Raw genomic sequence first — 13,533 nt, 5'->3', positions numbered from 1 at the left:
ACTTGGCCTTCGGGTTCGATCCGATGCGCCACTGCCGGAGCGGCGCATCGGCACCACTCATTGAGCAAGAACGGGTGCACCATTGATCTTTTCCACCGGAGGCGGGCTCCACCGCCCGGTCAGGACCTCCGCCTTCGGCGCATAGAGGCGCATCGCGAGATTGAAAGAGCCTTTCGGCGCAGGCAGCCAGTTCGCTTCCATCGCCTTGCCGGGGCTCTCGCTCTGGATGAGAAGGTCGAGGGAGCCGTCGGCATTGTACTCAAACGGCATCCAACTGCTCACCGCGAACCGGTTGAGCGCATTCGGCACCTGGAAGCCCTGCTGATCGTACAGCGTCACCGACCAGAACGCGTCCACCGGAGGCAGATTGCTCTTGTCGAAGTGAATCCTGTAGCGGCTCGCGCCGTCCAGGGGTTGTCCGGTCGAGTCGACGAGGTTGAGCGGATAGACCGCGTCCTCGGGCAGGTTCGCGCCCAACCCGAGCTGGGCGACGATGGCACGCTTCAGATAGTAGTTTCCGTATACGCCCATGGTGTCGGTGTTCATCGACCACCCGTTGACCACTCGCGCGATGGTCGGCACCTTCCAGGCCATCAGGCGCTGTGCCTCGCCGGCCGCCTGTTCGATTCCCCGCCTGGCGGCAGGATCGACCTTCTCGATGTCGAAGCTCTTGCCGGGCTCGAGGCCGATCCGCTTCATCCGCGCCATGATCGGCTGATCGGTGAGGTGCGGAGGAACCGCCTTCAGCACTTCCGCCGCATAGGCGAAGAACTGCCCGGACGACATGGCGTCCACCTGCTGTTTCGGCGGCGTCTTCATGTCAATCCCGGGATCGGGCCTGAAGGCGACCGGCTCAGGAGTCTTCCCCCATTGCGTCAAGGGCGTGAGCCTGTACCCGTCCTGGATCTTGTGAACCGCCTCGTAGTCGGCCGGGCCGTCGGTCTTGGTACGCCCGATGATCCAGACGTACGGAGTCGGCGCCTCGATGACCTGCGTGTTTTCAGGCAGCTTGAAGTCCGCGACCAGGCGCTCGCGCGCTTCCGGCCGCCATCCCTTGGCCACGAGCACGAAGGTTCCGGCCTGCGTGCCCGTCGTGCGCCAGCCCGGTGAGGCGAACACGTCGGTCCACATGTCGAGCATCGGCAGCAGGTAATAGCGGCCGGCGGTGTCCGGAACCGACACGACCATGGGCTCGCTCCGGATGTCCAGGAACGCCGACGAATACAGGGTATCGAAGTTGGGCCGGACCACCGCCCTGTCCTCGGCGGACGGATAGGCCCTGACGTTGACCATGGTGTTCATGGGACCGCCGAATCCCTTGCCGGGTTCGATGTTCGTGATCTGGCGCCTGGTCACGTCCATGGTCACGAGCGGATACAGATACAGATAGGCATCGAGGGCGATCTCGTGCGCCTGTTGCTCGCCGGTCGACCTGGCCGCCTGCGGAGGCTGGGTCTGGGCCGATGCCGGTTCCATCGCGGCAATGGTCAGCAACGCTGGAAGAGCGACCGTCAGGACGGTCGCAGGAAGAGACGTCATTGCATGCTTCATCGTGATCTCCATGGGACGGGACAATCAGGACGCGACGCACGGCGCGGACGGCCCTTGGACGATGCACGGAACTGGGACCTTCGCCGTGCGGGACATCCTGAGGTCTCTTCACCCGGATCGAATTGACATTGATCAACGGCGACGCTTCCTGAGCGCCGGGCCCTCCGGTGCCTTAAGGCCTCACCCGGCCATCGTCACGATCAGCGGCCCGCTTCGGGTTGCGACGACGGTATGCTCGTACTGGACGGTCGGGGCCTCGGGGCGGCTGTAGAGCGTCCATGGATCGTCACCATCCTCCGCCCACTCCGCGCCGAGGGACAGGAAGGGCTCGACAGTGAACACCAAGCCCTCGCCCATGATGCGGCGCTCGGAGGCGTCGGGCCACGTCGCGATCTCCGTCGGCTCCTCGTGGAGCGACAGGCCGACCCCGTGACTCGCAAGGTTTTGGACGAGGCTGTAGCCGTTCTTCCGCGCGAAGGTCCCGATGGCCTGGCCGATTCCGGCGATCGGCTTGCCGGCTCCGACCTGCCGCAGGCCGGTCCACATGGCCCGGCGTCCGTCCCGGCACAGGCGCTCGATCGAGCGCGTGACGGGCGGAACGGCGAGCGAGGCTCCCGTATCGGCGAAGAAGCCGTTCTTCTCGGCTGAGACGTCGATGTTGACCAAGTCGCCGCGCTCGATCCGTCGCGCACCCGGGATGCCGTGAGCGATCTCCTCATTCACGCTGATGCAGGTCGCTCCGGGAAAGGCGTAGGCCAGCTCCGGGGCCGGGCGCGCGCCGGCAGCCTCCAGGAGCGTTCGCCCGATCTGGTCGAGTTCGGCGGTGGTCATGCCCGGCTCGAGAGCCTTCCCCATCGCCTCGAGAGTCATTGCGACGATACGCCCGATCTCTTTCAGGCAGGTGAGGTCATCGTCATTCAAGATTGTCATGTCAGGCTCTTCCGAAAGAGCAGGACATAACGCCTGCGAGCGCGACCTCCAAATGGAAGGGCACACGCGACGATTTGCAGAAGCTCTCCCTGGGATTGGATAGAGTTGCATTTCCCGCGGGAGCTCCGTCCCGTGTGCTGCTGCTTCCGCGGTCTGAACAGCTCTCGCGCTGTCTTCGGGAGCGCTGTCTCGCGTCAAAATACCCAGGGCGCCCGGGTTGCTGAACAGGTCGGCGGCCCTAAAACCCATGGTTAAATTCGACCGGGATTACGGCAGCGAGGCTTCAGTTCGAGTAGCTGGGGAACAGGCCGTCAGGGCCTGAACCAGATCTACTGGCTGGGCTGCGCTATTCTCACGGAAGGCGATCGCCCGGATGACGATAGATCAGGTCCAAGGTTCGCAGTCCTCGTCCACGCCTCTCGAGCGCGACGCCCGCTTGGCATCCACCGATCACAAGGTCGCACCCAGCGAGATTGCCATCGGGGTCGTCATCGGCCGGGCGGCGGAATACTTCGACTTCTTCGTTTTCGCCATCGCCTCCGTGGTGGTGTTTCCCAAGGTGTTCTTCCCCTTTGCGGAACCCGTGACGGCGACGCTCTATTCCTTCGCCATGTTCTCGCTGGCCTTTATCGCCCGGCCGATCGGGACGATCATCTTCACGGGGATCGACCGCCGGCACGGCCGGGGCGTCAAGCTGACCATCGCGCTCTTCCTGCTCGGCTTCTCGACCATGGCGATCTCCTTCCTGCCCCGCTACGAGCAGATCGGCGCCTGGTCCCTCTATCTCCTGGGCATCCTGCGCATCGGACAGGGACTTGCCCAGGGCGGCGCGTGGGACGGGCTCGCCTCGCTTCTCGCCCTGAACGCGCCCCCCGACCGCCGGGGCTTCTACACCGCCGTCGCGCAGCTGGGCGCTCCCCTCGGCTTCATGGTCGCCAGCGTCCTGTTCTCGTTCTTCATGCTCAACCTGTCCGAGGCCGACTTCCTGGAATGGGGCTGGCGCTATCCCTTCTTCTGCGCGTTCACCATCAACGTCGTGGCCGTTTTCGCGCGCCTGCGGCTGGTGGCCACCGAAGAGTTCTCCCGCCTTCTCGAACAGGGGCGGCTCGAACCCTCACCGATCGTTCCGCTGGTCAGGACGCATTGGCGCACCCTCCTGGTCGGCGCGCTGATTCCGCTGGCGAGCTTCGCCCTCTTTCACCTCGTCACCGTGTTCCCCATCAGCTGGATCACCCTGTTCACGCAGCGTTCGGCAGGCGAGTTCCTGATGATCCAATGCTCCGGCGCCTTCATCTGCGCCGGCGCGGTCGTCGCGTCGGGCCTCATCGCCGACCAGATCGGCCGCCGCATGCTCCTCCTGATCTCGGCTGGCCTCATCGCGGTCTTCGCCATCGGCAGCATCATCGCTCCGCTGGTCGTCGAGGAGAACGCGATCGGCCAGACGATCTACGTCAACGCCGGTTTCACATTGCTCGGCCTGTCCTACGGACAGTCGTCCGGCGCGGTGACGTCGCAGCTCAACCGGCGCTTCCGCTATACCGGCGCGGCCCTCACCACCGATTTGGCTTGGTTGCTCGGAGCGGGCTTCGCGCCGCTGATCGTCCTGTTCCTGTCGGCTCGGTACGGACTCGCCTGCGTCGGCCTGTATCTGCTGTCCGGGGCGGTCACGACCCTCGTGGCGCTCAGCCTGTCCCGCTCCGAAATCCGGCAGGTCTGAGCCATGAGCAAGCCGATCCGACCGAACGCATACCGCCGCTCGATCCTGTCGCTGACGCGCAGATCCGCGCGCGGCCTGGCGCTGCTCGCTCTCGCAGGGTTGCTCTCCGGCTGCAACCTGGTCGTCATGAACCCTGCCGGCGACGTCGCGGTCCAGCAGCGCAATCTCATCATCGCGTCCACTGCGCTCATGCTGCTCGTCATCCTGCCGGTGATCGCGCTCACGTTCCTCTTCGCATGGCGCTACCGCGCGTCGAACCCGGATGCGACCTACGACCCCGATTTCCATCACTCGACCCAGCTCGAAGTGGTCATCTGGACCGTGCCCCTGCTCATCATCATCGCTCTTGGCGCGATGACCTGGATCGGCACCCACACGCTCGACCCCTTCAGGCCGCTCACGCGGATCGCCCCCAACAAGCCCGTTCCGCCGGACATGAAGCACCTGACGGTCGAGGTCGTCGCGCTCGACTGGAAATGGCTGTTCATCTATCCGGAATACGGCGTTGCGAGCGTGAACGAGATGGCGGCTCCCGTGGACGTGCCGATCTCCTTCAGGATCACGTCCTCGTCCGTGTGGAACACGTTCTACGTTCCCGCCATGGCCGGCATGATCTATGCGATGCCCGCCATGGAGACGAAGCTCCATGGCGTCATGAACGAGGAGGGAGACTTCACCGGCCAATCGGCGCATTACAGCGGATCCGGCTTCTCGCGCATGAACTTCGGCTTCCGAAGCCTCAGCCAGCAGGGCTTCGACGAGTGGGTGGCGAAAGTCAAATCGGCCGGAGCAGCCCTCGACCGCGAAGCGTACCTCAAGCTCGAGAAGCCGAGCGAGGAGGTACCGGTCCAATATTATGCCACGGTGGACAACGGCCTCTTCGACGCCGTCGTCGGCCTGTGCGTCACACCGGGCCAGATGTGCGTCGGCGAAATGCATCACATCGACAGGACGGGTGGCGCGGCGGAAGAAAGCGAGGCGAACCGCGTGCGCCTCGATTACGATAACCGTCGCCTGGAAAGCGGCGACGAGCCGTCCGGGGCGACCTTCCCGGCCTCGGGCCGTCCGCCCCAGGGCTCCGTCCAACCGCAGGGCGCGATTCCACGGGATCAACACTTGGGACGCGGCGGCGTCAACGCTCCCGAGACCCAACCCGACCAGGGACAGGGCAATGCCCTGCCGGGCGCCGAAAAGGGGCCTGCGCCGGCCCAGTTGAACACTCAGCCTACCGAAGGCCATCCGCACTGATTGGAACGAGCATCCGCATGTTCTCGAACCTCGACCTCCAGCAACTCATCTTCGGTCGTCTGTCGCTCGAAGCCATTCCCTACCACGAGCCGATCCTGCTCGTGACTTTCGCGGTGGTGGCCCTGGGAGGCGCGGCGCTTCTGGGCGCGATCACCTGGTACGGCAAATGGGGCTACCTGTGGCGGGAATGGTTCACGAGCGTCGATCACAAGAAGATCGGCATCATGTATATCGTGCTCGCCATCGTGATGCTGCTGCGCGGCTTCGCCGACGCGGTCATGATGATCACCCAGAAGGCGCTTTCGGTCGGGGTGAACGAGGGCTACCTGCCGCCGCACCACTACGACCAGATCTTTTCCGCCCACGGCATGATCATGATCTTCTTCATGGCCATGCCGTTCGTAACCGGCATGATGAACTACGTCATGCCGCTGCAGATCGGCGCGCGGGACGTCGCCTTTCCGTTCCTGAACAACTTCAGCTTCTGGATGACGGCGGGCGGCGCCGTCCTCACGATGATGTCCCTGTTCGTGGGTGAGTTCTCGCGGGCGACCTGGCTAGGCTTCGCGCCGCTGTCGGGGGCGGCCTACAGTCCGGGCGTCGGGGTCGACTACTACATCTGGGGACTCCAGATCGCGGGCGTCGGCACGACACTGTCGGGCATCAACCTGATCGCCACCATCGTCAAGATGCGCGCCCCGGGCATGACCATGATGAAGCTGCCCGTCTTCTGCTGGACGACCCTCGCCAGCAACGCCATCATCGTCACGATCTTCCCGGTCCTAACCGCCACCTTGGCGCTGCTCTCGCTCGACCGCTACGTGGGAACGCACTTCTTCACGAACGACTACGGCGGCAACGCGATGATGTACATGAACCTCATCTGGATCTGGGGACATCCGGAGGTCTACGTTCTCATCCTGCCCGCCTTCGGCATCTTTTCGGAGGTCACCTCGACCTTCTGCAGCAAGCGGCTCTTCGGCTACACCTCGATGGTCTACGCCACGATGGTGATCGCCCTCGTGTCCTGGCTCGTTTGGCTGCATCACTTCTTCACCATGGGTGCGGGGCCGACCGTCAACTCCTTCTTCGCCATCGCGAGCATGATCATCTCGATCCCGACGGGCGCGAAGGTGTTCAACTGGCTCTTCACCATGTACCGGGGAAAGATCCGGTTCGAGACGCCGTTCATCTGGGTGGTGGGCTTCATCCCGACCTTCGTGATCGGCGGGCTGACGGGCGTGCTGCTCGCGGTGCCGCCCGTCGACTTCGTGGTGCACAACAGCCTGTTTCTGGTCGCCCACTTCCACAACGTGATCATCGGCGGCGTGGTGTTCGGGCTCCTGGCGGGCGTCCAGTACTGGTTCCCGAAGGCGTTCGGCTACAAGCTCGACCCGTTCTGGGGCAAGGCGTCCTTCTGGTGCTGGCTGATCGGCTTCTGGACCGTGTTCCTGCCGCTTTACATCCTCGGCCTGATGGGCGTCACGCGGCGGACCCAGCATTTCGAGGACCCGAGCGTGCAGCCCTTCCTGACGGTCGCGGCTTTCGGCGTCTTCATCATCATGGCCGGGATCCTGGCGTTCCTGATCCAGCTCTTCGTCAGCTATCTCCGGCGCGAGAAGCTGCGCGACCTGACGGGCGACCCCTGGGATGGGCGGACGCTCGAATGGGCGACGTCCTCGCCTCCCCCGCCCTACAACTTCGCCTTCACGCCCGTGGTCCACGATCTCGACGCCTGGTGGGACATGAAGAAACGCGGCTACGACCATCCTCTCGAAGGCTTCAGGCCGATCCACATGCCCAAGAACACCGGCGCGGGCGTCGTCCTGGCGGGCCTCAGCACCGTGCTCGGCTTCGCCCTGGTCTGGTACATCTGGTGGCTGGCGGCCCTGTCGTTCGTCGCTCTTATCGCAGCCGCCATCATCCACACGTTCAACTACAACCGCGACTATTACATCCCGGCGGAGGAAGTGGTGCGAATCGAAGGCCGAAGAATGGCGCAACTGGCAGGAAGGGCCTGAGCCGATGCACGAGACGACGCCCCCGCCCGGCGCTACGGCGCCGGTCTTCTACGAGCAGGAGGAGCACGCCCACGGCGACGGCGGCACGTTGTTCGGCTTCTGGATCTACCTGATGGGGGACAGCCTCATCTTCGCGGTCCTGTTCGCCTGCTACGGCGTGCTGGGCCGCAATTTCGCGGCGGGTCCATCGGGAGCCGATCTGTTCGACCTGCGGCTGGTCGCCGTCAATACGGGGCTCCTGCTCCTGTCCTCGATCACCTACGGCTTCGCGATGCTGGAGATGGACAGGGACCGGATCGACAAGACACTCGCCTGGCTCGCGGTCACCGGCCTGTTGGGGGCGGCCTTTCTCGGCATCGAGCTTTATGAGTTCGCCCATCTGATCCGCGAGGGCGCCACTCCCCAGCGCAGCGCCTTCCTGTCATCCTTCTTCACGCTGGTGGGCACGCACGGGCTGCACGTCACGTTCGGCATCGTGTGGCTCGTGACGCTGATGGTCCAGGTGCGCCGGCGCGGGCTGATCGTGGAGAATCAGCGTCGGCTCATGTGCCTTTCCATGTTCTGGCATTTCCTCGACGTGGTCTGGATCGGCGTGTTCACCTTCGTTTACCTGATGGGGGTCATGCAATGAGCCAGGCCGCAGAGCCCGGACTCGCCGGGAGATCGCACGGGCACGGCGAGGCGCATGGGGAGCATCATCCCCACGGCACGCAGGGCACGTTCAGGAGCTACGTGACCGGCTTCGTCCTGTCGGTCATCCTCACGGCCATTCCGTTCTGGCTCGTGATGGGCGACGTCCTGGACGACACGCGCCTGACTGGCATCGTCATCATGGGATTCGCTGCGGTGCAGATCGTGGTCCACATGATCTACTTCCTGCACATGAACACGAAGTCGGAGGGCGGCTGGACCTTCCTGGCCCTGCTGTTCACGCTCATTCTTGTTGTCATCACGCTGGTGGGCTCGATATGGGTCATGTACCACCTGGACCAGAACATGATGCCGATGCCGCCGCACGAGGCGTTGCAAAAGCCCTGACGGGAAGGCGCATCGCGGCGCTGGTCGCCTTCGACGTCGCTGCGGTCCTGCTCGTGGTCGGTCTCGTGGCGCTCGCCGTCTGGCAGGTTCATCGCCGCGCCTACAAGCTCGACCTGATCGCCCGGGTGGAGGCGCGGGTTCATGCGGCCCCGTCGCCTGCGCCGGGGCCGGACGATTGGGCCGGCATGTCGACCGCAGCGGACGAGTACCGGCGCGTATCCGTGACGGGCCGGTGGCTCGGGGACGATTCCGCGCTCGTCAAGGCTGTCACGGAATTGGGCGGCGGGTTCTGGGTCATGGCGCCCCTGGCCCGGGACGACGGCACGATAATCCTCGTCAATCGCGGCTTCGTTCCCGAAACCGAGCGCGACCCGGCAGCCTGGCGATCACGAAGCTCCGGACCGGTCTCCGTGGTGGGCCTGCTGCGCATGTCCGAGCCGGGCGGCGCCTTCCTGCGCGCGAACGACCCCGCGGCCGACCGCTGGTTCTCCCGCGACGTGGCCGTGATCGCCGAGGCGCGTGGCCTGAACAACGTCGCGCCGTACTTCGTCGACGCCGAACGTGAGCCCGGCGGGAGCGGCCTGCCGGTTGCGGGGCTGACGGTGATCGCCTTCTCGAACAACCACCTCGTCTACACGTTCACCTGGGGCGCCCTGGCGCTGATGGCCGCGGCGGGAGCGATCTTCGTCAACCTTGACCTGCTGCGGCCCGGCTGGCTCAGGCCGCGGCAGGAGGGCGTTCACGAGTCCTGACGGATCTAGACGGGGGCGTGATCCAGGCCGCGCATTCTGAGGTCATCCGGTGACGGCGTGATGTTGAATGCCACGAGGCGCGCACCGCCCGGTTGCGTCAAGCGATTCACGTCGAAGATGGTGATGGCCGCCGGCGCGATGGGCGACAGGCTGGACGGCGCGAGGCCCACCAGCACGTCGCAGGCGGCGCGGACCACGCCCTCATGGGCGACGACGACCACGTCGCCGTCGGAGCGGTCGACGGCCTCTCCGATCGCCGCGCCGACGCGTTGCCGGAATTGCCCCCACCCTTCACCGCGCGGCGGCGTGTAGGACCCGAGCCGCCAGTCGCGGTAGGCGCCCGGATCGGACGCTTCGATCTGCTCGATCCATCGGCCCGTCCAGTCGCCGAGATCCATCTCGCGCAGGCGCTCGTCGGTCGCGAAATCGGTGAAGCCGAGCAGTTCGGCCGTATGGCGGGCGCGGTTCAGGTCCGAGGTGACGACATGGGCCGGGGCCGGGCCATCCGCGAAGAACGTCGCCGCGCGCCGCGCCTGTTCGATGCCGCGCGGTGACAGGGGAGCGTCCGCGTGGCCCTGCAGACGGCGCTCCGCGTTCCACACGGTCTCGCCGTGGCGCACCAGGATCAGTCTCATGGCTCAGGTCTCACGCGGCAGCGGCGTCGGCCGCGATCGGCAGCAGCTCGGACATGCTGTCGATCAGGCGGTCTGCGCCGAGTTCCGCGTGGGGCTTGTGGCTGTAGCCGTAGGTGACCGCGAAGGCGCGCACGCCGGCGGCCCGGGCGGCCTGCACGTCGTGGTAGTTGTCGCCGACCATGAGCGCCGCCTCAGGCGCCGCGCCAAGGTGTTTCAGCGCCGCAAGGATCGGAGCCGGGTGCGGCTTGCGCTCGGGAAGGGTGTCGCCCCCGACGACCGCCTCGAAATAGGCCCGCAGGCCGAGCGCCTCCAGGATGCCGATGGTGGCGGCGTAGGGCTTGTTGGTGACGACCGCCAGGGGAAGCCCGAGACTGCGCAGACCGGCCAGCGTCTCCTCGACGCCCGGATAGGCTTCGGTATGGCGGGACGCGTTGGCCTCGTAGATCTGCAGGAAGCGGACGACGAGGGCCGGGAGACGCGACAGGTCCCCGCCCGTCGCCGAGACAGCCCGCTCCACGAGCTTGGCCACCCCGTCGCCGATCATGGACTTGACCTCGTCGAGGTCGACCTGCCGGAGTTCCTCTTCGGCGAGCAGGACGTTCACCGCGTCCTGAAGGTCGCGCGCGCTGTCGACGAGGGTTCCGTCCAGGTCGAAGATGATGGCTTTCAGGGGATGCATGCAGTCGGTACCAAATTTTGCGGAATGTCGTGACGACGGCGGAAGGACCGTAGCGCCCCTTCCGCCGGAGGAATGTCGTGCAGGGTGGCGCCTCAGGCGGCGAGCCAGAGAGCCGAGCGAAGGGACAGGCCGATCTCCACGGGCGAACCCGGCTGGCGGAGCGACTCCCCCGAATGGAACGGCGTGTCGATGGAGACCTCCGCGGCGCCGATCCTCACCCCGTAGCGCAACGTGGAGCCGAGGAACTCGCTGTGCACGACGGTGCCCGGCAGCAGGACATCGCCGGCGCCGTCCCGGCCCAGAGACGCGTGCTGCGGCCGGAAGACGAGCTTGGCCCCCTCGGGCACGACGACGTTGGCCGGGATCGGCAGGCGGACCCCGCCGTCGATGTCGAAGAAGCGCTCGCCCCCCTCGCGCACCACGCGTCCCGGCAGGATGTTGGCCGTGCCGAGGAAGTTCGCCACGAACAGGTTGGCGGGCTTCTCGTAGAGCTCCATGGGCGTGCCGACCTGCTGCACGATGCCGTCGTTCATGACGGCGATGCGGTCGCAGATGGTGTTCGCCTCCTCCTGGTCGTGCGTGACGAAGATCGTCGTCAGGCCCAGGCGTTGCTGCAGGTCCCGCAACTCCCGCCGCACCTGCACGCGCATCTTGGCGTCGAGGTTCGAGAGCGGCTCGTCGAGGAGCAGGACCTTCGGCTCGATGGCGATGGTGCGGGCGACCGCGACGCGCTGCTGCTGGCCTCCCGAGAGTTGCGATGGGCGCCGGTCGGCGAGGTGTGCGAGCCCGACGAGCTCCAGGGCGGCCGCGACGCGTCTGTCGATCTCGGCCCGCGGGACCTTCCGCTCCTCGAGACCGAAGGCGACGTTGCGCTTCACGGTCATGTGCGGCCACAGGGCATAGGACTGGAACACCATGCCCACGTCGCGCTTCCAGGGCGGCAGTTGCGACACGTCCCGGCCGCCGACCAGGACCTCGCCGCCATCGGCCTGGTTGAACCCGGCGATGAGGCGCAGAAGCGTCGTCTTTCCGCATCCGGACGGGCCGAGGAAGGCGAAGAACTCGCCGGGCCGGATATGGAGGTTGATGCCCTTGAGAACATGGTTAGCGCCGTACGACAGATCGACGTTGCGGATGTCGACATCGACCGCGTTGGCGCCGAGATCGGGAATGGAGAGAGGCTGATTCATGGGTGTCGTTTCCTCGGGACCGGACGCGATCAGTGTCCGGCTGCTTTGGCCTTCTGGCTTTTCTCGATGATCAGATGCGACGCGAAGGTGCACAGCGCGACGAGCAGCACCGCGATGACGCCCAGCGCCGCCCCGGGGCCGCGCCCGGCGGGCGACTGCATGAAGACGTAGAGGCCGTAGGCGAGTGGCGCGTCGGCGTTCGATTGGACGAGCATCAGCGTCGCCGAGAGTTCCACGGCGGCGGTCGCGAAGCTCGTGACGAAGCCCGCCAGGATGCCACCCGCCATGAGCGGCAGCACCACGCGCCGGACCGTGCGCACCTTGGTGGCGCCGAGATTCTCGGCCGCTTCCTCGAGCGAGACCGAGATCTGCTGCAGGGCCGCGTAGCATGCGCGCAGGGCGTACGGCAGGCGACGGATCGCCAGCGCCAGCACGATCATGATCCAGAGGGCGGCGAGCGGCGTTCCGTCGGGAAGCTGCACCCCGTAGAAGGTCCGAAGATAGCCGATGCCGAGCACGACGCCCGGGATCGCCAAGGCTGCGGTGGCGGCCCAGTCGAGCCACTCCCGGCCGATGAGCTTCGTCCTCAGCACCAGATAGGCGATGGCGGTGCCCAGGACCACGTCGATCAGTCCCGCGATGGAGGCATAGACGAGGGTGTTCTTGACGTACACGAAGCTCTCGCCGAACACGCGGCCGTAATGGGCCAGGGTATAGGCGTCCGGCAGCGGGCTGAACGACCAGATGGTCGCGAAGGAGAGCAGCAGCAGACCGATGTGGGGCGCCAGCACCAGCAGCAGGATGAGAAGGACGGTCGCATAGGCGAGCACGCTCTCCCACGGGCGCATCCGACGTTTCGCCAGGCCGCCGCCGCCCCGCTGCACCGTGGCGTAATCCTTGCCGCGCATGGCGCGGGCCGAGATCCACATGGCCAGGATCGACATGCAGATCAGCACGACGGAGATCACGTATCCCATGGGATCGGCGATGCCGATGGAGGTGACGCGCAGATAGGCCTGCGGCGCCAGCATGTCCTTGACGTTCAGGAGCAGCGGCGTCGCGAGATCGTCGAACACTTTGACGAAGACGAGCGACGCGCCGGCGATGTAGCCCGGCATGGCGAGCGGGAAGACGATGCGGCGGAACAGGCGGAACCCGGAGCTGCCGAGATTCTGCGCCGCCTCCTCCATGGCCCTGTCAATGTTGCGCAGGGCGGCCGAGAGATTGATGAGGATGAACGGAAAGTAGTGCACGGCCTGAACGAAGATGACGCCGTTCAGCCCTTCCATGAACGGGATCTTGATGCCGAACCACTCGTCGAGAAGCAGGTTCACCGTGCCGTTCCGGCCGAACAGGAGCAGCATCGCAACCGCGCCGACGAAGGGCGGCATGATCAGCGGCAGAAAGCCCAGGGTCTGGATCAGCATGGCGCCGCGGAACTCGAACCGCGTGGTGATGTAGGCGAGCGGAAGCGCGAACACCGATGCGAGCACCACCGACATGGCGGACACGTAGACCGAATTCCAGAACGAACGGATGAACAGGTCCGTTCGGGCGAAATCGAGGAAGTTGACCAAGGTGAATTCGCCCGTCCCCTTCTCCGTGAAGGCGACGTAGATCACCGTTCCGACGGGGATGACGAGAAACAGGACCAGGAAGACGGCGATCCCAAGCGCGAGGGCGACCTGCCCCGGCGTCGCCGACAGTTTCAAGAAATGCCTGGAAGACGCGGACGGCGCATGCGCTCGCCCGGCGGTCGTGGCGCCAGCCAT

The 13,533-nt window shown here is 65.8% G+C and carries 12 protein-coding genes; 6 read left to right on the top strand and 6 right to left on the bottom strand.

What is annotated here, in order from left to right:
- Positions 1-57 precede the first annotated feature (57 nt).
- On the bottom strand, positions 58-1,539 hold the full coding sequence (locus tag DES45_RS17135) for a DUF1254 domain-containing protein (protein WP_114771229.1): 1,482 nt from the start codon (positions 1,537-1,539) through the stop codon (positions 58-60).
- Positions 1,540-1,731: 192 nt separating this feature from the next.
- Positions 1,732-2,481 (bottom strand): type I methionyl aminopeptidase, encoded by a 750-nt coding sequence (gene map / locus DES45_RS17130; RefSeq protein WP_114771228.1) that lies wholly within the window; start codon positions 2,479-2,481, stop codon positions 1,732-1,734.
- Between the two features lie 373 nt (positions 2,482-2,854).
- Here map and DES45_RS17125 point away from each other — a divergent pair, with 373 nt between their 5' ends.
- From DES45_RS17125 to DES45_RS17100, 6 genes are read left to right on the top strand one after another with little or no spacing between them, the layout of a single operon-like run.
- The gene (locus tag DES45_RS17125) at positions 2,855-4,198 is read left to right on the top strand and encodes an MFS transporter (RefSeq protein ID WP_114771227.1); all 1,344 of its coding nucleotides are present in this window, start codon (positions 2,855-2,857) and stop codon (positions 4,196-4,198) included.
- 3 nt (positions 4,199-4,201) lie between these two features.
- Positions 4,202-5,446: a ubiquinol oxidase subunit II gene (cyoA, locus tag DES45_RS17120; RefSeq protein ID WP_114771226.1), complete on the top strand. Its 1,245-nt coding sequence runs from the start codon at positions 4,202-4,204 to the stop codon at positions 5,444-5,446.
- A gap of 17 nt (positions 5,447-5,463) precedes the next feature.
- A complete protein-coding gene (cyoB, locus tag DES45_RS17115; protein ID WP_114771225.1) occupies positions 5,464-7,467 on the top strand; it encodes a cytochrome o ubiquinol oxidase subunit I in 2,004 nt (667 codons plus the stop codon).
- A 4-nt stretch (positions 7,468-7,471) separates the two neighbouring features.
- Entirely contained in the window at positions 7,472-8,098 is a 627-nt protein-coding gene (cyoC, locus tag DES45_RS17110; protein ID WP_114771224.1) for a cytochrome o ubiquinol oxidase subunit III, read from the top strand.
- On the top strand, positions 8,095-8,505 hold the full coding sequence (cyoD, locus tag DES45_RS17105; protein WP_114771223.1) for a cytochrome o ubiquinol oxidase subunit IV: 411 nt from the start codon (positions 8,095-8,097) through the stop codon (positions 8,503-8,505). The genes cyoC and cyoD overlap by 4 nt, the downstream gene beginning before the upstream one ends.
- Positions 8,436-9,257, top strand: coding sequence for an SURF1 family protein (locus DES45_RS17100; RefSeq protein WP_173949473.1), 822 nt, complete (start codon positions 8,436-8,438; stop codon positions 9,255-9,257). The genes cyoD and DES45_RS17100 overlap by 70 nt, the downstream gene beginning before the upstream one ends.
- A 5-nt stretch (positions 9,258-9,262) precedes the next feature.
- Here the strand turns inward: DES45_RS17100 and DES45_RS17095 are convergent, their stop codons facing one another.
- The 4 genes from DES45_RS17095 to DES45_RS17080 all read right to left on the bottom strand — a co-directional run bounded on the left by DES45_RS17095 (position 9,263) and on the right by DES45_RS17080 (position 13,533).
- Complete coding sequence (locus DES45_RS17095) at positions 9,263-9,892, bottom strand: histidine phosphatase family protein (RefSeq protein ID WP_114771221.1); 630 nt, start codon at positions 9,890-9,892, stop codon at positions 9,263-9,265.
- A 10-nt stretch (positions 9,893-9,902) separates the two neighbouring features.
- Positions 9,903-10,571 (bottom strand): phosphoglycolate phosphatase, encoded by a 669-nt coding sequence (gene gph, locus DES45_RS17090; protein WP_114771220.1) that lies wholly within the window; start codon positions 10,569-10,571, stop codon positions 9,903-9,905.
- A gap of 92 nt (positions 10,572-10,663) precedes the next feature.
- Positions 10,664-11,761: an ABC transporter ATP-binding protein gene (locus DES45_RS17085; RefSeq protein ID WP_114771219.1), complete on the bottom strand. Its 1,098-nt coding sequence runs from the start codon at positions 11,759-11,761 to the stop codon at positions 10,664-10,666.
- Between the two features lie 29 nt (positions 11,762-11,790).
- Positions 11,791-13,533: an ABC transporter permease gene (locus DES45_RS17080; protein ID WP_245571763.1), complete on the bottom strand. Its 1,743-nt coding sequence runs from the start codon at positions 13,531-13,533 to the stop codon at positions 11,791-11,793.

The sequence above is a fragment of the Microvirga subterranea genome (assembly GCF_003350535.1).
Taxonomy (GTDB): domain Bacteria; phylum Pseudomonadota; class Alphaproteobacteria; order Rhizobiales; family Beijerinckiaceae; genus Microvirga; species Microvirga subterranea.
The sequence above is the reverse complement of the archived record's forward strand: the minus strand, read 5'-3'. Positions and strand labels throughout refer to the sequence as shown.

What these genes read in the sequence shown, in the direction of transcription:
- DES45_RS17135 (WP_114771229.1), bottom strand. Translation starts at nt 1,539, where the DNA reads ATGACGTCTCTTCCTGCGACCGTCCTGACGGTCGCTCTTCCAGCGTTG.
- map (WP_114771228.1), bottom strand. Translation starts at nt 2,481, where the DNA reads ATGACAATCTTGAATGACGATGACCTCACCTGCCTGAAAGAGATCGGG.
- DES45_RS17125 (WP_114771227.1), top strand. Translation starts at nt 2,855, where the DNA reads ATGACGATAGATCAGGTCCAAGGTTCGCAGTCCTCGTCCACGCCTCTC.
- cyoA (WP_114771226.1), top strand. Translation starts at nt 4,202, where the DNA reads ATGAGCAAGCCGATCCGACCGAACGCATACCGCCGCTCGATCCTGTCG.
- cyoB (WP_114771225.1), top strand. Translation starts at nt 5,464, where the DNA reads ATGTTCTCGAACCTCGACCTCCAGCAACTCATCTTCGGTCGTCTGTCG.
- cyoC (WP_114771224.1), top strand. Translation starts at nt 7,472, where the DNA reads ATGCACGAGACGACGCCCCCGCCCGGCGCTACGGCGCCGGTCTTCTAC.
- cyoD (WP_114771223.1), top strand. Translation starts at nt 8,095, where the DNA reads ATGAGCCAGGCCGCAGAGCCCGGACTCGCCGGGAGATCGCACGGGCAC.
- DES45_RS17100 (WP_173949473.1), top strand. Translation starts at nt 8,436, where the DNA reads ATGGGTCATGTACCACCTGGACCAGAACATGATGCCGATGCCGCCGCA.
- DES45_RS17095 (WP_114771221.1), bottom strand. Translation starts at nt 9,892, where the DNA reads ATGAGACTGATCCTGGTGCGCCACGGCGAGACCGTGTGGAACGCGGAG.
- gph (WP_114771220.1), bottom strand. Translation starts at nt 10,571, where the DNA reads ATGCATCCCCTGAAAGCCATCATCTTCGACCTGGACGGAACCCTCGTC.
- DES45_RS17085 (WP_114771219.1), bottom strand. Translation starts at nt 11,761, where the DNA reads ATGAATCAGCCTCTCTCCATTCCCGATCTCGGCGCCAACGCGGTCGAT.
- DES45_RS17080 (WP_245571763.1), bottom strand. Translation starts at nt 13,533, where the DNA reads ATGGCTGGCGCCACGACCGCCGGGCGAGCGCATGCGCCGTCCGCGTCT.